We start from the raw sequence: 20,222 nt of genomic DNA on the forward strand, positions 1-20,222 counted from the left end.
CGCGGTGCCTGAACTTGGCGCCATATCTTTCACGCCAATAACCGCTGGATATGCTCCTGCAACGTATCCAGGTCGAACGGCTTGGCCAGAATCGGCGCATTGCGGGTTATCGGGCTGTTGCAGTCGAGGATTTCCTGCGGGTAGCCACTGATAAAGATCACTTTCAATTCCGGCCTCACCTTGAGCGCCGGCTCGGCGATCTGCACGCCGGAAATGCCACCGGGCAGGCGGTAATCCGTGACCATCAGGTCCAGGTGCGGTTTGGTGGCGAGAATTTCAAAGGCTTCTTTGCCATTGACGGCCTTCAATACCCGATAACCCAGGCCGGCCAGGTATTCACCCAGCACAAACATAATGGATTCGTCGTCTTCGACGATCAGTACGACATCTTGTGCATCTTCACTCATGGGAAGCCTTCGTCCAGTCGGTAGCTGGTGTTACGACCATGGGGTCACGTAGAGGTTGCGTCGAGCTGACGATTGATTTCATGCCGTTGCCTGCAGTGGCAAACAGACCCGAAACAACGCGCCCTCGCCTATCTGGCTTTCAACCTCGATGGTGCCACCATGGGCCGCGACGATCTGTTCGGAGATGAACAGCCCCAGGCCCAGGCCGGCCGCCGCGTGGCTGACGGATACCCGCTCGAATTGCTGGAAAATGCGCTTCTGGTTCTCCTCGCTGATGCCGATGCCATGGTCGCGCACTTCCACGCAGGCCTCGCCATGTTCCGCATACACCCGCACTTCGATCGGGCTCTTGGCGCCGTAGCGCAAGGCATTGGTCAGCAGGTTGGTGACGACCTGCTCGATGCGAAACTCATCCCAATTACCCTCGACCGGCTCGTCAGCCAGCAATTGCAGCGACGATTCGGCGGCGGCGACCTGCGGCTCGAAGTTATGCACCAGGTTGCGCACCAGTTGCGCCAGGTCGAAGCGAGCCGGGCGTATCGACAGCTTTCCGGTGCGGATACGCGACACGTCGAGCATGTCTTCGATCAGGCGGATCAGGCTCTTGATCTGGCGCTCATCGCGGTCGACCATCGCGTGCATCTTGTCCAGGGTAAAAGCCGCCGCGTTATCCCGGGCCAGGTGCATCTTGCGCAGCTGGGTTTCCAGGATCAGCCCGTTCAGTGGCGTACGCACTTCGTGGGCGACAATCGACATGAAGTCATCGCGCATGCGCACCGCCTGCTCCAGCTCGGCCTGGGTGGCCTGCAGGCGTGTGAGCAGCAGTTCCTGCTCGCGGCGGCTGCGCTCCAGGGCCTCGACCTGCAGCTTCATCGCCTTGCTCTGGCGGTACAGGTCAACGAATACGTTAACCTTGCTTTTCACCGCGTGGATATCCAGCGGCTTGTGCAGGAAGTCCACCGCGCCGCTTTCATAACCCTTGAAGGCGTAATTGAGTTCGCGGCCGGCGGCACTGACAAACACAATCGGGATGTTCTTGGTCTTTTCGGTGCCGCGCATCAGTTCGGCCAGTTCGAAACCGTTCATGCCAGGCATCTGCACGTCGAGGATCGCCATGGCGAATTCATGTTCCAGCAACAGGGACAATGCTTCGTCGGCACTCAATGCCTTGAATACCTGGCGGTCTTCGCGCTTGATCAGCGCTTCGAGGGCCAGCAGGTTTTCCGGCAGATCGTCGACGATCAGCAGTTTGGCCTGGACAGTACTTAACATGGGGAAGGTTCCAGGGAAGCCAGCAGTGAGCCAATGCGGCTCAAGGAAAGAATATGGTCGGGTGTGTGCAGCGCCAGCGCTGCCAGGGGCATCACGGCAATCCGGGCCTCGACGGGGTCTTGTACAACGGTCGTGCCGCCCGATTGCTTGACATAAGCCAACCCGCGCGCGCCGTCCTGGTTGGCGCCGGTCAGCAGGATCGCGAGCAGGCCTTTTGCGTAGGCGTCGGCGGCCGAGGTGAAGAGAAAATCGATGGCCGGCCGGGAATGGTGCACGCGGTCCTCCTGGCTCAGCGACAGACTGCGGTCCTGCTCCACCGACAAATGATAGCCGGGACCGGCGAAATACAGGGTACCCGCCTCGATCGACTCCTTGTCCCGCGCCTCCTTCACCGGAATGCGCAAGCGCCGCGCGAAGACTTCGGCCAACTGGCTGCGACGTTCATCCGGCAGGTGCAGCACTGCAATGATCGGCAGGCCGAACGTGTCCGGCAACCCGCCAAAAATACTCAGCAACGCCTCCACGCCGCCGGCGGAAGCGCCGACGACGATGGCTTCAATCCCGTGAATCGGGGGGCTGGCGGCATCGCTCATGATTTGCGGTAGATCCGTTCCTGTTTGACCAAGGGTTCGAATTGCTTGCTGTAGGCTGAAAAATCCAGGGTTTCCTTGCTGCCCAACACCAGAAAGCCGCGATGACACAGTGACTCATGAAACAACCCAAACGCCCTGTCTTGCAAATTTTTATTGAAATAAATCAGTACGTTGCGGCATGAAATTAATTGAGTTTCTGAGAATACACTGTCGGTCGCCAGGCTGTGGTCGGCGAACGTGACGTTCTCGCGCAAGGTCTTGTCGAAGATCGCATTATCGTAAGCTGCGGTGTAGTAGTCGGCAAATGAGCGCTGGCCACCGGCCTGCTGATAGTTGGCGGTGTAGGCGCGCACGTTCTCCAGGGAGAAGATGCCCTGCTTGGCTTTGTCCAGCGAGGCCGGGTTGATGTCGGTGGCGTAGATGATGGTGCGTTCGAGCAAGCCTTCTTCGCGCAGCAGGATCGCCATGGAGTACACCTCCTCGCCGGTGCTGCAGCCGGCGATCCAGATCTTGATCGACGGGTAGGTCTTGAGCAACGGCACGACTTCCCGGCGAATCGCCAGAAAGTGCGACGGGTCGCGAAACATCTCGCTCACCGGGATGGTCAGGAACTGCAGCAATTGCATGAACGCCGCCGGATCGTGCAGCACGCGTTCCTGCAGCGCGGAAATGGTCGCACAGTCGAACTGGCGCAAGGCATGGGCCACCCGCCGCTTGACCGACGCGCCGGAGTAATCGCGAAAGTCGTAGCTGTACTTGAGGTAAATCGCCTCGATCAACAGGCGCAGCTCGATGTCGCTGCTTTTGTCCAAGAAACTTCGCTCCACTTAAATGCGTTCCATCTTGGGTAACCACACGCGAATCAACGAGAACAGACGGTCCAGATCAATCGGTTTGGCCAGGTAATCGTTGGAACCTGCCGCCAGGCAACGCTCCTGGTCATCTTTCATGGCCTTGGCGGTGACGGCAATGATCGGCAGCTTTTTCCAGCGCGGGTCCTGACGGATCAGCGCGGTCGCTTCGTAGCCATCCATCTCCGGCATCATCACGTCCATCAGCACCAGGTCGATATCATCGACCTCATTGAGCTTGTCGATGGCTTCACGGCCATTGCGCCCGATCACCACCACGGCGCCTTTATGCTCCAGGGCACTGGTCAGGGCAAAGATATTGCGCACATCGTCGTCCACCAGCAGGATCTTGCGCCCTTCGAACACCTTGTCACGGCTGCGCGCGGTCTTGAGCATCTTCTGGCGGTCATGGGACAGCTGGGATTCGACTTTGTGCAGAAAGAGTGTGACCTCATCGAGCAGGCGCTCCGGGGACCGCGCACCCTTGATGATGATCGAGCGCGAATACTTGCGCAGCTCGGCTTCTTCGTCGCGTGTCAGGTTGCGCCCGGTATACACGATCACCGGCGGGAACGAGCAGATATCCTCGGTGGCCATGCGCTTGAGCAGCTCGTTACCGAGCATGTCCGGCAGCTTGAGGTCGATGATCATGCAGTCGTAGACGTTGGTGCGCAGCAGGTCCAGCGCCGCCTGGGCGTAACCGACATCGGTGATTTCAATGTCATCGTCGCCGATCAGGCGGGCGATGCTGTCACGTTGCAGGTCGTCGTCCTCCACCAGCAGTACGCGCTTGACCTTTTGCGTCAGCTTGGCTTCCAGGCGCGCGAACACGTCCTTGAGCTCTTCCCGGGTAGTGGGTTTGACCGCGTAACCGATGGCGCCCATGTGCATGGCGGCTTCGACGCGGTCTTCCACGGAGATCACATGCACCGGAATGTGCCGGGTATTGGCGTGCTCCTTCAGACGCTGCAGCACCGTCAAGCCGGAATGATCCGGCAGACGCATGTCCAGCAGGATCGCGTCGGGGATGAATTCTTCCGCGAGGCTGTAGCCTTCGTCGGCACCGTGAGCGACCAGGCAGTTGTAGCCCAGCTCGTGGGCCAGGTCGAAGAGGATGCGCGCGAAATTCGGCTCATCTTCCACCACCAGGATGGTGCGGGTGGTGAATGGCGCTTTGTCGCGGTCATCGGCAAAGCGCGGGATCGGTTCGGCATCGGCCGTCGGCAGCGACGCAACCTTGACGGGCACAGGCGCCGGTACCGCCACGGCTTGGCGCGGGGCTTCGATCGGCGCGGCATCTTCGCCGCGTTCGACGTACTGTTCCGGCAATACCAGGGTAAAAATGCTGCCCTTGCCCGGTTCGCTGGTCACGCTGATGTAGCCACCCAGCAAGGTTGCCAGGTCACGGGAAATGGACAGGCCCAGGCCGGTGCCGCCGTAACGCCGATTGGTGGTGCCATCGGCCTGGCGGAAGGCTTCGAAGATGCTTTCCTGTTGGTCCTGGGCGATACCTATCCCTGAATCACGCACGGTAAAGGCGATGCCCTCCCCCGGCGCCCGGGATACCGACAGGCTGACCTGGCCCTGTTCGGTGAACTTGATAGCGTTGGACAGCAGGTTCTTGAGAATCTGCTCCAGACGCTGGCGGTCAGTGAACAGCAGGGTCGGTGAACCTGCCTGCACATCGATCTGGAAGCCCAGCTTGCGATCCCTGGCCAGCGGTTCGAACATGCCGCGCAGGCCGTCCACCAGGCGCTCGACGCTGGAATTTTCCGGACGCACTTCCAACTTGCCGGCTTCTACCTTGGAAATGTCGAGAATGTCGTTGATCAGGTTGAGCAGGTCATTGCCGGCCGAATAGATCGACTCGGCAAACTTGACCTGTTCGGCACTGAGGTTTTCCTGCGGGTTCTCGGCCAGCAACTTGGCCAGGATCAGCGAACTGTTCAGCGGCGTGCGCAGCTCGTGGGACATGTTGGCCAGGAATTCGGACTTGTACTTGCTGGAACGTTGCAACTCATCGGCGCGGTCTTCCAGTTCCAGCTGGACCCGGTTGAGTTCGACGTTCTTGCGGTCCATGGCGTCGCGCTGTTCGGCCAGGGTCTGGGTCTGTTCGGCCAGTTGCTCGTTGGTCTGCTCAAGCTCCGCCTGCTGGGTTTCCAGGTGCGCCTGGGACTCCTTGAGGATGCGCGACTGTTCCTCCAACTCTTCGTTGGCGGTCTTGAGTTCTTCCTGCTGCACTTGCAGCTCTTCGTTGAGCTGCTGAGTCTCGGCGAGGACTTCCTGCAAACGCTGGCGATAACGCGCGGCTTCGATGGACGTGCCGATATTGTCGGCGATCAGCTCCAGCAGCTCGACGTCGCGTTCTTCCAACGGGCGCAGGAAGCCAAGCTCGATCACGCCGTTGACGCGGTCGTCGTCGCTGGTCGGCACCACCAGTACGCTGCGGGTGGTGCCCTCGCCCAGCCCCGAGCTGACCTTGAAGTAGTCCACCGGTACGTCGTCCAGGCGGATCAGGCGATCGAGCTGGGCGGCCTGCCCTACGATGCCTTCGTCGCTGTAGATCGACTGTTCCAGCTGCGCCTGTTCGCGAGAGAAGCCGTAGGTGGCGACCCGCCGCAGGCCACCGTGCTCTTCGCGCACATACAACGCCCCCACGGCTGAGCCCATGTATTGAGCGAAGAACTGCAGGATGTTGCGGCCCAGCAGGTTCAAGGTCAGTTGGCCGAGCACCTGTTCGGCCAGTTCGGTTTGGCCATTGCGCAGCCAGGCCTGCTGCTCCAGGCGTTTGGCAATCTTCTGTTGGGACGCGAGGTTTGCGCTGTAGCTACTTGAAAGCGCTAGTAAATTCTTTCTGCCAATGTACGCCAGGAAACCACTGAGGCCGAGTACGAACGCCAGGTACAGCGTGACGCTGAGCACCGTGGTGCGGGTCACTTCCTCGTTACGGGAGATGCGGAACTGTTGTTCCATCGATACCGCGTCTTCATATTCCTTGCGAATCTCGTCGGTCAGGCGCTTGCCCCGGCCCGCCTTGACGGCACCACGGAAATCGCCACTGCTGCGCTGCAGTTCAATCATCGACTGCGCGTAGTTGTTCCATTCGGCCTGCAGGGCTTCCAGGCGCTTGAGGCGGTCGACCTGCTGCGGGTTGTCGGCCACCAGCTCCTGCAAATTGCGCAGGTCGGCAATGATCCGCGGCTTGGCCACTTCATAAGGGTCGAGGAAATGCTCATCACCGGTAATCAGGAAGCCGCGCATGCCGGTTTCCAGGTCGACCGTCAGTTTGGACGACTCATTGAGGTTGTTGATGACCCGGTCGGTGTGCTCCACCCACTGGATCACCGACAGTAAATAGGTGATCAGGCACACGAAAAACACCGCGCTGAGCACGCCCACACTCAATGGCAGGGCCACGTTACGGCTCAGGAGTTTACTGAAGCTCTTTTCATCAACTGACGACGCGGGAGTCATGGGCATGCCTTGGCCAAGTGCGGAAAAACCGGGAGTTTGCCCCAAAGTGACGATCAAGACCATTTTTCTGGGACGTTTTTGTACAGATTCCTACAGCAGAACAGGCTATTCTGCCTGGTCTTTTGTACTGCATTGTTTTAACGCCCTGGGAACTTGTGGATAGCCCGCGCTTACTCAAGTACAGGCCTGTGAGAATGGCCAGCGTTAAACACTCGTCTTTTTTTGGGAAAGCCTTTTTATGTCCGCAAATGCCTCCACCATCCTTGTTGTCGAAGACGACGCTATCGTGCGCATGCTGATCGTCGATGTGCTTGATGAGTTGGAGTTCACGGTGCTTGAGGCTGCTGACGCCGAGGCGGCCCTGTTGATCGTGAAAGACACGGCTCAAGTGATCTCCCTGATGATGACCGACGTCGGCCTGCCCGATATGGACGGCAAGCAACTGGCGGCCAGGGTACGCGAACTGCGACCCACCCTGCCCATCCTGTTCGCCAGCGGCTATGCCGAGAACATCGATGTACCCGCCGGCATGCAGGTGATTGGCAAGCCGTTCTCGATCGACCAGTTGCGCGATAAAGTCAAATCGATGCTGCCCTGAATATCCAGTGTCCTTTTGCAGGTTTTAACGTGACGTCCGGGAAAGAAAACAGGAAACTCAGCGCCTGCATCTCCCCGTCAGTCAAAAGAACCCTGGAAGGACGCAACAACATGATTGGACAACCTGCGCGCCTGGTGTTGGCGAGCCTCTCGATACTGCTGAGCACCGGCGCCTGGGCCGACTTTACGGCCACCCCTGCCGAAGCCCGGGCCATTGCCAAGCAAGCCTACTTGTACGGCTACCCTGTGGTTGAGATGTACAAGACGCTCTACACCCAGGCCGTGGACAAAGGCGGGGCCAATTTCAAGGCGCCGTTCAATCGTATCGGCAATAGCGCGCAGGTGTTCACCCCCAAGGACACCGCGTTCACAACCCCGAACGCGGACACGCCCTACTCCTTCGTCTGGATGGATCTGCGCCAGGAACCCCAGGTGCTGACCCTGCCCAAGGTCGAAGACAACCGCTACTACTCGGTGCAGTTGCTCGACCTCTATACCCAGAACATCGCCTACCTGGGCACGCGCAGCACCGGTAACAACGGCGGTCACTACATGATCGCGGGGCCTGACTGGAAGGGTCAGCAGCCCGTCGATATCGACCGCGTGGTCTACAGCGAAAGCAATATCGCCTACGCCTTGTATCGCACGCAGCTGTTCGATGAAAAAGACCTGGGCAAGGTCAGGCAAATTCAGAACGGCTATAAAGTGCAGCCGCTGAGCAGCTATGTGAAACAACCGGCCCCGGCCAAGGTGCCGAAGATCGAGTGGCCCAAGCCGATGGCGAACATGAGCGACAGCCCGCAGTTGTTCCGCTACTTGAACTTCATGCTGGCCTTCGCTGCGCCCCAGGACAGTGAAAAAGACCTGCTGGCGCGCTTCGCCACAATCGGCATCGCCCCCGGCGCGCCTTTCAAGCTGAACCAACTGAGCGCCGAACAACGCAAAGCATTGGAGGACGGGATTGCCGATGGCAAGGCCGAGTTCGCCACGTTCAAGAAAGACAAGATTGATACCCATCAAGTCGCCAGCGGCGAGCTGTACGGCAGCCGTGACCGGCTGAACAACAATTACCTGTACCGGTATGCCGGCGCCAACCTGGGGATGTTCGGCAACTCCACCGATGAAGCCGCTTACTTCACCTGGTTCGATGACAGCGAAGGCAAGCCGGCCAACGGCGCACGCCGCAGCTACACCGTGCATTTCGCCAAGGACCAGCTGCCGCCGGCCGATGCGTTCTGGTCGCTGACCATGTACGACGCCAAGACCAAGTTGCTGGTGCCGAACCACAAGAAACGTTACCTGATCAACTCACGCATGCTGCCCGGCCTGAAACTGGACGCCGACGGCGGCCTGACCTTGGCCCTGCAGCATCATGAGCCACCGAAGGCCGAACAGAGCAACTGGCTGCCCGCTCCGACCGGGCCGTTCTTCGCGGTGCTGCGTATTTACCTGCCCAAGCCCGAAGTCACCAGCGGCCAATGGCAGTTGCCGCCGTTGACGCCGCTCAAGTAACCCTCCCGGGAATCCATGCACGGCGGGTGGCAATTGACCTACGCTTCCCGCCACGCCAAATGGTTATTTGAGCGACTCACCCTCAGCCGCGTTCGCGGGGGATCAGGCTCTGCAACTGCGCCGCCAGGAAATTGGCGTCGAACGTGAAGGTGTCCGGGTCTTTCAGGCCATTGGTCTTCTTCCAGAGCCAATCGTTTTTATCCGCAGGCAATACCAGGGAGACGCTGCCGTGCCGGGCAGCGGTCAGGCCCATTACCGCCACGCGAATATATCCGTCCGTCCCCATCACCTCCGGCACGAACTCCACGCTTTTACCGGTGATCAACACAGTCAACTTCTCGGTCTTGAAAGTCGATGTTTCCACGGGCACGCTCGGCCCACTGGCGACATAGACTTCACGATGCACCTCCAGCAAACCGGCGCTTTTGACCGGTTCCAGCCACTGTTCGACTTGCTCGAACAACTCGCCCAGCTTGTGTGCCCAACGCGCCGACTGCACATCGAATTGCTGTTTTTTATGGGTTTCGCTCTCGGCGTAACGACGAAGCATCTCGCCCAGTTGCTGTACATCGTCCATTGCGGATCTCCTTGGGTGAGTCAGGTTGCGAAGCCCGATCATCGCAGATACGGCTGCCAGGCGTACGAGTTAAAGCTGATTGCAGTCGGTTCGGCAGCAGGCAGCTCATACGTGAGGTGACGGTGTATCGAACGAAGGATGTTCCGCCAGAAGGCGACGCCATTGCATTCGAAACCAGGGGGTAAATTGCGCGTGCGGCTCAGCAAGCCGGGCTGAAATTTCGTCTCGGGTCAGCCACATGGTTTCGCTGACCTCCTCAGGCACAGGTGAAACCACGGTGTCGGACCGAGCGACCAGCACATGACATAATTCGTGCTCGGCACCGATCGAACCAAAGCTGGCGTGGTACTCAAAACGGTAGAGCGCGCGACAGGCAGACCAGACGCCCAACTCTTCGTGCAAACGGCGAGACCCCGCATCCACGATCGACTCACCCGGTGCGGGATGACTGCAGCAAGCATTCGACCAGAAACCGGGCCAGAGCATTTTGCCCGGCGCACGGCGCTGAAGCAGATGACGCCCGTGACTGTCGATCAAATGCACCGAAAACGCGCGATGAAGCCGGCCCACTCCCAAATGGGCCTCGCGCTTGTCGCACACCCCGGTTTGTACATCTTGCGCATCGACTAACACGACATCAGTGGCCATTTTGTATTCCCTGGTGGTATGCCATTGCGGGTTAGAGCACTTGTCCCCACGCGCTGACGAAGGTCAAGGCAGCTTCGGTGAACGCGGGGTCGGCACGGAGAGTGGCCATGCCATCCAGGTCGTCCTGTTCCAGCAGCCCAAGCTTGAGCAGCGCCGGCCCGGCTTGTGCCGTGGTAGAGGCCCAAAACGTATCGGCGGGGCTGTTATCGCCTATACGGCCTTCAAGGGTGCGATGCCGCACGTTGGCAAGGCCCCGATCACGCAGGCGGCACGGGAGTTGGGTGGCCCACAGCATATCGGAGCCAATGGACCGCTCCAGGAGAGTGATCCCGGCTTGGGCCACTTTACGAAACAGCGGGTTTGCAGTTCTCAGGCTCGGTTCAAGACTCACATCCTCTATCACCAACCACCCACCCGGGCGCAGCCAGGTGATGGCTCGCGTCAATAGCGCTTCGCGCTCGGTGAGATGACACAGAAGCGCCCGAGCATGCACCACGTCAAAGGACGCGGGCGGGAAGTCATCGGTCGCGGCGTTATGGGCGAGCACCTCAATACCCGGAATATCGGCAAGGAATCGGGTATCGATGTCCGTGGCGGTGACGTTCGCTCCGGGATATCGCCGGCTCAGCCAGGCGGCGAGCGATCCGGCACCGGCGCCCAGATCGAGGATGGCAGGCTTGTCAGGCAACGCCAATTGATTAAAAACCGCTTGGCTCAAGGGGTCAAACGCCCGCTCCAGCGTGCGCAGGCGTGCCAGCTGGCCGGCGTGCTGGTCAGCGAGATAGCTGCGGCTGTAGCCGTGCTCATCGAGGTCGATAGTCGTGGTCACAGTACGACCTCCAGTCGATCCGGGCAGCGATTGAGGAAGCCGCACTCGACAGGCGTGAACCCCGGCGTCCAGCGTACGTTGGGGAAGGCTTGCAGCAGCATGCGGGCGCCGGTGGTGATTTCCATCCGTGCCAGCATGGAACCCAGACAAAAGTGGCGCCCCGCGCCGAAGGCGAAATGACTGGTCGCCTGTTCGGTGCGCGACATGTCGAAGCTGTCCGGGTTGCTGAATTGGTCCGGATCACGGTTGGCCGAGCCAATCAGGCAAGCCAGCGTGGCGCCTGCCGGGATCGTTCCCGAGGGCAGTTGCAGTGATTCACGGGCCTCGCGCAGTACGAGCTGCAACGGCGGATTGCGGCGCAGGGTTTCGGCCAGGGCATTATCCATCAGCCCTGGATTGGCGATCACCGCTGCTTTGACACCAGGTTCGCTCAGCAGGTTGACGATCAGGTTGGCCAGGGCGCCGTGACTGGTTTCGCTGCCCGCCGTCATCAGGATCGCGCAGTAAGCCCGCACGAACGTCTCGGACAACGGCTGGCCATCAATCCGTGCCGCCAGCAACTGGGAGATCAGATCGTCTTTGGGCTCCGCGCGGCGAGCGTCGATGTGTGGCTGAATAAAGTCGTAGAAACTGTCTCGGTTGGATAACCCGCCGGTCAGCAGCGCCGGGTCCTGTCGATAATTGCCCATGTAGGCGAAGCCGATGGCACACCACCGCTTCAGCCGCTCTACCTCTTCGCGGGTTTGAGCCGGGAGCCCCAACGCGTGCGCCATCACCCGTACCGGCAGTGCTGCGGTGAAATCGGCAATCAGGTCAACCTGGGGTCGGCCACGCATGCGTGCCAGCAAGTCTGTAGTCACCGAAATGACGGACGCTTGCAGCGCTGCAAGGGCTTTGCCACGAAACGAGGGGCTGAGCAATGCGCGATGCTGGGCGTGTTCACAGCCGTCCATGGTGACAATGGTGTGGCCCAGCAGCGGTCCGATCTGCCAGTTGTAGTTATTGTTGCTGACGTCCGAATGGGTCAGGGCCGCTTTGACATCCACATGCCGGCTGACCAGCCACACGTCGGTGGGTTCGTCGTAAGCGATCGGCAGCCGGGTACGCAACTGCTCATACAACGGGTAGGGGTCAAGTTCGAACTGTCGGGATTTCAACGTTGGAGGGGTAAGTTCCAGGTCGACCTGCCGATTGTTCCGTACCCCGCAATCGTCGGCGTGCAGGTGATAGCGAGAGACGCTGCGGTGCCAGTCGCCTGCCGCCCGGATAACCTGGCGCAGCCGGTCCGGGTCATTCGCCGCACCTGACGCGGGGTTTGCGCACTGGGCGGCGACTGCGGTGAACTGCGCCACTGCCGTGTTCACCATCTGATGGGCGGATTCCAGCGCGGCGGGCCACTCCATGCCGCCGGCGTTCGCAAGGATCGACACCAGGTTGAAGCGCTCACCGCAGACCACGTCTTTGGCGATCGAATGAATGTCGTTTGTCCAGGCAATGAGATCGGCAGCGTGCTCGCGCAAGGTGGTCCACGCTTGAGCCTGGGCGGCAGGCGCGTACGGGTCGAGGGTTTCGGCTGCGTCGATAAGGTCAAAGAAGAACAGCGCGCCGAACGAATCCCGGCGCAATGGCAGGTATTGGGTCAAGGTGAGCGCCGTGTCGGTCTCCCTCACGTGCACGAGCGTGGCCTGCGCGCGCAAATGCCGAATCAGATGTCGCACCAGCCTGCCCCGCCAACGATCGTCTCCCCAGCAGCGCGTGCGAGGCCAAAGATCATCGACCAGAACCGCGAGCATCGGGTCCTCGAATCGGCTGTTTTCGCCTGATTGAGCGTCGCTCTCGGTCAAGGACTGCACCGACGTGATGAAACGCTCCAGCGCTCCGTTTTCCGCCCAGGGCCCATCATCGATACGGTCATCCAGCGTCAGGGCCCACAGGTACCAGCACACCAGGATCTCGGCGCGGTGCGTGGGCGCCCTGCCGCATAACGCCACGCCCAGATCGAGCAGCGCCGTAGTGCTCAACCGATGCGCGCCACGGCGACCGATCAAACCATGTCGCTGCGCCCAGGCGAGGGCCTGGGTACGTAATTGTTCGTGGTCAGAGCGAGGTGGCGGTGCAGCGAAAGGAAACTGAATCTCGGGAATGATGAGGAGCTGCGGCGGTAGATGATCTCTCGGGTTGGGGCCGGAGCCCCCCTCGCGGTATGGCGGTGCCATGATGGGCTCCTGTTGGATGAACGTTCAATAAGGTCGGACCTTATCGAAAACCAACCACCCAGGATGCAGTGATTGTCTGATTATCCCCCAGGCAAAGGTAGCTCTGGGGGGTAGGAAAAAAGACCTGACCTCCCCGTAAACATCGGCGCTTCCAACAGGCGAGCGTGAGTCCACTTAACCTTACTGAACTGCTCCGGTGAATTGGCCGGCAACTGCCTATGACTAATCCACTTTCGGTGGGTATGGTGACGTGACATTCACCCTGTCCGGAGCATCGCATGCGCACCATCGGCCTTATCGGCGGCATGAGCTGGGAGTCCAGTGCCGAGTATTACCGCATCATCAACCAGCAAGTCCGCGACCGGCTCGGCCCGCTGCGTTCGGCGCAGCTGTTGATGTACAGCGTGGACTTCGGCCCGGTGGAACAGGCCCAGCATGCCGGGCGCTGGGATGATGCCGCGCGGATCCTGGAAGACGCCGCGCGCCGTCTGCAGGCCGGCGGCGCCGAGTGTGTGGTGTTGTGTACCAACACCATGCACCGGGTGGCGCCACGTATTGAGGCGGCGGTGTCGATTCCCTTCCTGCATATCGCCGATGCGACCGGGGCTGCGGCCCTGCAAGCCGGCACCTTGACCGTGGGCTTGCTTGGCACTGCATTCACCATGGAACAGGACTTCCTCAAGGCCCGCCTGATCGCGCAGGGCCTGACTGTGCTGGTGCCGGATGCGGATGAACGCAAGGACGTGCACCGGATCATTTATGAAGAGTTATGTGTGGGGGTAATCAGCGACTCATCACGCGCCGTCTACCAGCGGGTGATCGAGTCCCTGGCCGCGCGCGGCGCCCAGGCGGTGATTCTTGGCTGTACGGAAATCAGCCTGCTGATCAAGCCCGAGCACAGCGACCTGCCGCTGCTGGACACCACCGGGCTGCATGCGCGGGCTGCGGTGGCGTTTGCGCTGGAGGATTAAACCGGCTTGCGCAGGCGCGCCATGCTCAGGGTATCGACGAACACACCGTCACGCAGGGCGTAGTCGCGCAGACGCCCTTCGACCTCGAAGCCGAATTTACGATACAGGTTGTGTGCCGCTTCGTTGTCGGCGAACACCGTGAGTTCTACGCGGTGCAGGTTCATCCAGTTGTCGGCCACGTCCAGCGCGGCCGTCAACAGCTTCGAGCCGATGCCCCTGCCCTGCCACGCCGTCGCCACGCCCATGCCGAAATACCCCGCATGCGCCTGGCGCACCCGCAGGTACTGTTCCAACCCCAACTGGCCAATCACTTCGCCGCCGTGCAGCGCCACCAATTGCAGTCGGCGCTCGTTATCCATCACCAGGCGTTTGCGCCACGCTTCCACCGATTGGAAAGGCATCTGCAGCACCTGGCGGCATACCGCCGGTTCGTTGTAGAGCGCCGTGACGCCCTCAAGGTGGGCCTCGGTGAAGCGCTGGATCACGATAGGGAGGTCAGGCGTGTGCATGGTGTTTCATCCTTTGAAAGGCACGTGGCCGACCAGTGTAGAAGCAAAGTCGTCGCCCTGGCGAGCCCTTTACCTTGCGTGTGCCAGGCCGGGTCGCAGGCTGGCTGGGTACTATCGGAAGGTGCTGACCGAACAACCGATACGGTCCTACATTCACGGCACGCTTTACTTGCAAAACTCCGGCGCGTCCAACCACGCACCCGAGTGTCTGCCAATTGATAAAACAACGAACGCTATCAGCCTGCTTTTTTGTCGCTGTGCTATTGGGGGGCAGCGCCTGTGCGACAAAGCAACCGCCTGAGTGGGGTATCAGCTGGCTACCGGACTGCGCCGGCCGGCCCTTCAGCGGGCTGGATCCGGAGGTGGTCGCCAGGACGCAATGCGGCATCGCCACCGTGCCGCTGGACCACATGCACCCCACGCGCGGCAGTCTCAAGCTGGACGTCACCCGCGTTGGCGCGCTGCTGCCCGCTGAGCGCGAAGGTGCGCTATTCACCCATCCGGGCGGGCCTGGGGCCGAGGCCGACGGGTTCACTGTGCTGGCGGTTTCCCAATGGAAAGGCTACGCCGATCAGCCACAGGGTGAGGCCTATCGGCACCTGCTCAATACCTACGATGTGATTGGAATTACACCGCGAGGGATGGGCAGTGACCCGCAATCGCAGCTGGTGTGCCGATCCGACGAGGAGATCGTTGCGCAAAACGACATCACCGAAGATCGCAGTCCGGCCAATATCGAGGCTATTCGGCATAACGCCGGCGTACTGGCCCGGGGCTGCGCCGGCCAGCACCTGGCGCCTTACATCAATACCGAACAAACGGCGCGCGACATGGAGCTGGTACGTGTGCTGCTCAACGAGCCCCAGCTCAATTACGTCGGCAACGCTTACGGCACATGGCTGGGTGCCTGGTACGCCGGGTTGTTTCCAAAGCAGGTCGGGCGCATGGTGCTCGACTCGAGTACGGACTGGACCGCCACCTTCCAGGATGCCTCGTTGGTTCAGGCACCGGAAAAAGAACGCGTGTTCGCGCGATTTGTTGCCCGGCGCGCCGCCGACGATCCGCACCGCTACCAAATGGGCAGCACCCCGAAGGCAATAGGCGCGGTTTTTCTCGACCTGTTGCCTCCGGTCAGGGTGGCGCTGCGTTCGGACAACGCGTACTACAGCGCGCCCGAATACCTGATGGCGGCCCGCGCACTCAGTCAGTGGCTGCGTGAATCGCCAGGCCTGCCGGACGCCAGGCTGCTGGCCAACGCCCGCGCCCATCGATTCAGCCCCGACCCTGGCGTCAATGCGGCGGCGAAACAGGCCTTTATACGCCTGCTCGACGTCACTCGCCGCCCGTCACCGTGGAATGGTCTGGCGCTCGGCCCCCTGGAGCTTACGCCCAGGCAGTCTGTGCGTAGCACAGTGTTATGCAACGATTCAGTCTCGGCAGACGATGCATTCTGGACCGAACAGGAAAACCAGTACGCCATTCAGTATCCGGTGGGCGGCAGTTTCTTCCCGGCGAGGCATTGCGCCGAGTGGCGCGGCCAACCGCTTGACGGGGTGCCGCAGCGCAAGCTGGCGCAGGTCGACGGTCTGTTTATGGTTCAGGCCGAATATGACGATCAGACGCCCGCAGCAGGTGCCATCAAAGCGTTCAGAAGCGTGCCCGCCGCGCACATGACGCTGCTCAAGGGCGCCTACCGACACGGCGTTTCGTCCTCCGGGTCCAATGCGTGCGTGAACAAGAATGTCGGAGATTTCCTGGCCTATGGACGTAAACCAGACCGCTTCTCGATCTGCTACGAATCACCCTGATCCCGGGTTCAGCCTCGCAGCGCTGTGCGCCAAAGCCGGGCGATATCCGCCGCACGCTCGCGCAACAGTCGCGGCGCCTCGCTGCACGCCTGCTCCAGGCTCATCGGCGCCGATGGCAACGCAAACGCGGCATCCACGCCGTGGGCGTACATTTGTTCGTAGCCATCGCCCAGGGTTCCGGCAATCACGATCACCGGGACCTGGTGATGGCGCGCGATACGCGCCACGCCAAACGGGGTTTTACCGCGCAGGGTCTGGGCGTCGAAGCGGCCTTCGCCGGTGATGACCAGGTCGGCACCGCGCACGGCGGCGTCCAGCCCGACCAACTCGGCCACCACCTCAACACCGGCACGAAACTGTGCACTCAGAAACGCCTTGGCGGCAAACCCCAGGCCACCGGCGGCGCCGCTGCCGGGTTCGTCGCGCACGTCTCCGGGCAGCACTCGCGCGCAGTGGTCGGCAAAATGACCGAGAGCGGCATCCAACTTTTGAACCTGCTCGGGAGTGGCGCCTTTCTGCGGGCCGAAAATCGCCGAGGCGCCATGGGCCCCGCACAACGGGTTGTTCACATCCGCCGCGATTTCAAAGCGCACCTGAGCCAGACGCGAATCGAGGTTTTCCAGGCTGATGCGGGCCAGGCCTGCCAACGCCAGGCCTCCAGGTGCCAGCGGCTGATCCTGGGCATCGAACAACTGCACCCCGAGCGCTTGCATCGCACCCGCGCCGCCATCATTGGTCGCACTGCCGCCAATTGCCAGAATGATGCGTCGGGCGCCCAGATCAAGGGCCGCGCGGATCAGTTCGCCGGTGCCATAGGTGCTGCTGGAACACGCATCGCGCTGGCCCGGTGCAACCAGCTGCAGGCCGCTGGCCTCAGCCATTTCGATGATCGCGGTGTGGCTGTCGGCCAACCATCCCCAGTGCGCCTGCACCGCAGCGCCCAGCGGCCCGCGCACGGTGTGGCTGCGCAGCTGGCCGTTACACGCAGCGAGCACGGCCGCGACCGTCCCTTCACCACCATCCGCCATCGGGCATTGCACCAGCTGCGCGTCAGGCCAGACCTGAACCAGGCCATCGGCAATGGCCTGGGCGACCCGTTCGGCACTGAGGCTGTCCTTGAACGAGTCGGGGGCGATGATGATTTTCATGGGCGTTCTCCGTTTTTTATAACGCCCATGCTGACAGTTGGCACCGCCGCTGACGCCAGTCCGCTGCACAAGTGCGGGTGAGGTTTGTTGTTCATTCTTACAAAGCCTGGGGCAACAACTGCACGCCCAGGTACAGCGCAAGCATGCCGTCCAGAGTCAGCGGGTCGACGCCGCTCAGTTCGGCGATCCTTTCCATGCGGTAGCGCAGGCTGTTGCGGTGAATGCCCAGGGCGTCGGCGCAGGCCTGGCTTTGCCCGTCGTGCTCGCACCAACTGCGCAGCGTGGCCAGCAGTTGGCCGTTGCTGTCCCTGGCGAGGACTTTGCGCAGCGGGTTGAGCAGTTCGTCCAGGGCGTCATCGTTGCGGTGGCGCCAGAGCATGACCGGCAGGCGATAGCGGTTGAGGAGCAACAGGCGCGCGTGGGGCAGGATATCGCGACCGTAGGCCAGCAAGTCACCGACGCGGCGGTAGCAGCGGCGCAGGCCGGCCAGTCCTTGCGCCTGCCCGCCTACGGCCACCCGCAGGATATTCCAGCCCAGGCCGTCGAGCTTTTCCAGCAGGCGTGGGTCGTCGACTTGCAGGGCGGCGGGACGGCACCAGAGCAGGGAAAACTGCGCGGAGCTCACGCACCAGCTGTCCGGATAACGCGACATCAGCCAGACGCTCAAGGCCTCGGCCGACTGCCCCGCGCCCAGTTCGAACAGGTACGGCGTGCGTGCCAGTTGTGGCTTGAGGCCCAACTGTTGCGCTTCGTCGACCAGACGCGGCGAGTCGCCCGTGTCGGCCAACAGCAAGGCCAGCAGATCGTCACAGCGCTGGCGTCGCCATTGCAGCTCGGCCTGCTGGTGCCGCTGGCTGACCAGCATTTCGGCGGTCATGCGCACCAGTTCGGCGTAGGTGCGCAACCCGTCCGGTTCGCCGGTGATACCCAGTACGCCGATCAGGCGCTGGTCATGCATCAGCGGCAGGTTGATGCCCGGCAACACGCCCTTGAGGTGTTTGGCGGTCTGCCCGTCGATTTCCACCACGCGCCCGTTGGCCAGCACCAGTTGCGCGCCTTCGTGACGGGTGTTGATGCGCTCCGGCTCGCCGCTGCCGAGAATCAGGCCTTGGTTGTCCATCACGTTGACGTTGTAGGGCAGGATCGCCATGGTGCGATCGACGATATCCTGGGCCAGTTCATGATCCAGCTCGAACATGGGGGCTATTTTCCTCGAAACGGGTTGGTCAGCGGCACAGCGCAAAGCGGGCTTGACTGTGCGCGAGCACAAAGACAGTTGCCCATCGCCTCACCGAGACTGTTCAAGCGATCAACGTTACCCTCGCATCGCCAAAAATCATAATAAAGAGAGACTCGCCATGTCACAGAGCGCCGCTGCAGCACTGGCCACCGATGACGATAAAAACGCCATCTACAAGCGCGTAACCCTGCGCCTGATCCCCTTCATATTTATCTGCTACCTGTTCAACTACCTTGACCGGGTCAACGTTGGCTTTGCCAAGTTGCAGATGCTCGACGCGTTGAAATTCAGTGAAACCGTGTACGGCCTGGGTGCCGGGATTTTCTTTATCGGCTACGTGCTGTGTGGCGTGCCGAGCAACCTGGCGCTGACCCGGTTCGGGCCAAGGCGCTGGATCGCGCTGATGATGATCGTGTGGGGCACCCTGTCCACATGCCTGCTGTTCGTGACCACGCCGACGCATTTCTATACCTTGCGCCTGTTTACCGGTGCCGCCGAAGCGGGCTTCTTTCCCGGCGTGGTGCTGTATCTCTCGCAGTGGTTTCCAACCTTTCGCCGTGGCCGGATCATGGCGCTGTTCATGTCGGCGATTCCGGTTTCCGGCCTGCTCGGCAGCCCGTTCTCCGGCTGGATTCTCAATCACTTCGCGGCCGGCCAGGGTGGCCTTGCCGGGTGGCAGTGGATGTTCCTGTTGCAAGGCATCCCCACCGTGATCCTCGGCGCCCTCGCCTACTTCCTGCTCAGCGACAGCTTCGCCAACGCCAAGTGGCTCAAGCCCCACGAACGCGCGCTGCTGGAAGCCGACCAGGCCATCGACCTGGCGAACAAGCCGAAAACCACCACCGACTCCCTGGCCGAGGTCTTCAAGAACCCGGCGATCTGGGCGTTCGGCCTGATCTACTTCTGCATCCAGAGCGGCGTCTATGCGATCAACTTCTGGCTGCCATCGATCATCAAGAGCCTGGGGTTCAGCGATAACCTGGTGATTGGCTGGCTCAGTGCGATCCCGTACCTGCTGGCGGCCGTATTCATGTTGGTGGTGGGCCGCTCGGCCGACCTGCGCAAAGAGCGTCGTTGGCACCTGGTGGTACCGATGCTGATGGGCGCGATTGGCCTGGTCATCGCGGTGAACTTCGCCACCACCCCGGCGATCGCCATCCTCGGCCTGACCATCGCCACCATGGGCGCCCTCACCGGCCTGCCGATGTTCTGGCCGGTGCCCACCGCCATGCTCAGCGCGGGCGCCGCAGCCGGCGGGCTGGCGCTGATCAACTCCATGGGCCAGATGGCCGGGTTTTTGAGCCCCTACATCGTCGGCTTCGTCAAAGATGCAACAGGGTCCACGGACATGGCGCTGTACCTGCTGGCGGCGGTCATCGTCGCCGGCAGCGTGCTGGCGTTACGGATGACGCGCACCTTGAAGGTTTAAAACGCCCCATGTGGGCATAGGTACTACACAACCCTGCAGCCCCCAAACGTAACCACGATGCGAAGCGAGCCGCTCTTGATCTGCTTTTGATCTTAGGCGCCCCGTTAAACCACGCTGGCCGAACGCAGGCTTGAATCCGTG

At 61.4% G+C, this 20,222-nt stretch carries 17 protein-coding genes; 5 read left to right on the top strand and 12 right to left on the bottom strand.

What is annotated here, in order from left to right; genetic code table 11:
* Window positions 1–29: 29 nt before the first annotated feature.
* The 5 genes from BFP96_RS17370 to BFP96_RS17390 form a co-directional block, all read right to left on the bottom strand.
* The gene (locus BFP96_RS17370) at window positions 30–407 is read right to left on the bottom strand and encodes a response regulator (protein WP_017528049.1); all 378 of its coding nucleotides are present in this window, start codon (window positions 405–407) and stop codon (window positions 30–32) included.
* Window positions 408–485: 78 nt separating this feature from the next.
* Entirely contained in the window at window positions 486–1,679 is a 1,194-nt protein-coding gene (locus tag BFP96_RS17375) for a hybrid sensor histidine kinase/response regulator (protein WP_065892763.1), read from the bottom strand.
* Window positions 1,673–2,272, bottom strand: coding sequence for a chemotaxis protein CheB (locus BFP96_RS17380; RefSeq protein WP_065892764.1), 600 nt, complete (start codon window positions 2,270–2,272; stop codon window positions 1,673–1,675). Before BFP96_RS17380 ends, BFP96_RS17375 begins: the two co-directional genes overlap by 7 nt.
* Window positions 2,269–3,099: a CheR family methyltransferase gene (locus BFP96_RS17385; protein WP_170827544.1), complete on the bottom strand. Its 831-nt coding sequence runs from the start codon at window positions 3,097–3,099 to the stop codon at window positions 2,269–2,271. Before BFP96_RS17385 ends, BFP96_RS17380 begins: the two co-directional genes overlap by 4 nt.
* Window positions 3,100–6,597 carry a response regulator gene (locus BFP96_RS17390; RefSeq protein WP_065936662.1) on the bottom strand — a complete coding sequence of 1,166 codons (3,498 nt, stop codon included), beginning with the start codon at window positions 6,595–6,597 and terminating at the stop codon, window positions 3,100–3,102.
* 238 nt (window positions 6,598–6,835) lie between these two features.
* On the opposite strand from BFP96_RS17390, the gene BFP96_RS17395 reads away from it, so the two are divergent.
* Window positions 6,836–7,195, top strand: a complete 360-nt coding sequence (locus BFP96_RS17395) for a response regulator (RefSeq protein ID WP_065936663.1) — start codon at window positions 6,836–6,838, stop codon at window positions 7,193–7,195.
* Window positions 7,196–7,305: 110 nt separating this feature from the next.
* Window positions 7,306–8,706, top strand: a complete 1,401-nt coding sequence (locus tag BFP96_RS17400) for a DUF1254 domain-containing protein (RefSeq protein WP_065892767.1) — start codon at window positions 7,306–7,308, stop codon at window positions 8,704–8,706.
* A gap of 82 nt (window positions 8,707–8,788) precedes the next feature.
* Here the strand turns inward: BFP96_RS17400 and BFP96_RS17405 are convergent, their stop codons facing one another.
* The 4 genes from BFP96_RS17405 to BFP96_RS29310 all read right to left on the bottom strand — a co-directional run bounded on the left by BFP96_RS17405 (window position 8,789) and on the right by BFP96_RS29310 (window position 12,976).
* Entirely contained in the window at window positions 8,789–9,283 is a 495-nt protein-coding gene (locus tag BFP96_RS17405) for a hypothetical protein (RefSeq protein WP_065892768.1), read from the bottom strand.
* A gap of 105 nt (window positions 9,284–9,388) precedes the next feature.
* On the bottom strand, window positions 9,389–9,931 hold the full coding sequence (gene idi, locus BFP96_RS29305; RefSeq protein ID WP_083205628.1) for an isopentenyl-diphosphate Delta-isomerase: 543 nt from the start codon (window positions 9,929–9,931) through the stop codon (window positions 9,389–9,391).
* A 31-nt stretch (window positions 9,932–9,962) separates the two neighbouring features.
* On the bottom strand, window positions 9,963–10,760 hold the full coding sequence (locus BFP96_RS17415; protein ID WP_065892770.1) for a class I SAM-dependent methyltransferase: 798 nt from the start codon (window positions 10,758–10,760) through the stop codon (window positions 9,963–9,965).
* Complete coding sequence (locus tag BFP96_RS29310) at window positions 10,757–12,976, bottom strand: cytochrome P450 (RefSeq protein ID WP_083216655.1); 2,220 nt, start codon at window positions 12,974–12,976, stop codon at window positions 10,757–10,759. Before BFP96_RS29310 ends, BFP96_RS17415 begins: the two co-directional genes overlap by 4 nt.
* 278 nt (window positions 12,977–13,254) lie before the next feature.
* On the opposite strand from BFP96_RS29310, the gene BFP96_RS17425 reads away from it, so the two are divergent.
* A complete protein-coding gene (locus BFP96_RS17425) occupies window positions 13,255–13,947 on the top strand; it encodes an aspartate/glutamate racemase family protein (RefSeq protein ID WP_065892771.1) in 693 nt (230 codons plus the stop codon).
* Here BFP96_RS17425 and BFP96_RS17430 read toward each other — a convergent pair.
* Window positions 13,944–14,456 (bottom strand): GNAT family N-acetyltransferase, encoded by a 513-nt coding sequence (locus BFP96_RS17430; RefSeq protein WP_065892772.1) that lies wholly within the window; start codon window positions 14,454–14,456, stop codon window positions 13,944–13,946. The genes BFP96_RS17425 and BFP96_RS17430 overlap by 4 nt on opposite strands.
* Window positions 14,457–14,818: 362 nt before the next feature.
* On the opposite strand from BFP96_RS17430, the gene BFP96_RS17435 reads away from it, so the two are divergent.
* Window positions 14,819–16,264: an alpha/beta fold hydrolase gene (locus tag BFP96_RS17435; protein ID WP_170876019.1), complete on the top strand. Its 1,446-nt coding sequence runs from the start codon at window positions 14,819–14,821 to the stop codon at window positions 16,262–16,264.
* Between the two features lie 8 nt (window positions 16,265–16,272).
* Here BFP96_RS17435 and BFP96_RS17440 read toward each other — a convergent pair whose 3' ends face one another.
* Window positions 16,273–17,412, bottom strand: coding sequence for a glycerate kinase (locus BFP96_RS17440; RefSeq protein WP_065936664.1), 1,140 nt, complete (start codon window positions 17,410–17,412; stop codon window positions 16,273–16,275).
* A gap of 97 nt (window positions 17,413–17,509) precedes the next feature.
* Window positions 17,510–18,610 (bottom strand): sugar diacid recognition domain-containing protein, encoded by a 1,101-nt coding sequence (locus BFP96_RS17445; RefSeq protein ID WP_065897972.1) that lies wholly within the window; start codon window positions 18,608–18,610, stop codon window positions 17,510–17,512.
* 160 nt (window positions 18,611–18,770) lie between these two features.
* Here BFP96_RS17445 and BFP96_RS17450 point away from each other — a divergent pair, with 160 nt between their 5' ends.
* Window positions 18,771–20,081, top strand: coding sequence for an MFS transporter (locus tag BFP96_RS17450; RefSeq protein ID WP_065892775.1), 1,311 nt, complete (start codon window positions 18,771–18,773; stop codon window positions 20,079–20,081).
* Window positions 20,082–20,222 lie beyond the last annotated feature (141 nt).

It is taken from the genome of Pseudomonas sp. 34 E 7, from assembly GCF_900005715.1.
GTDB lineage: Bacteria > Pseudomonadota > Gammaproteobacteria > Pseudomonadales > Pseudomonadaceae > Aquipseudomonas > Aquipseudomonas orientalis_A.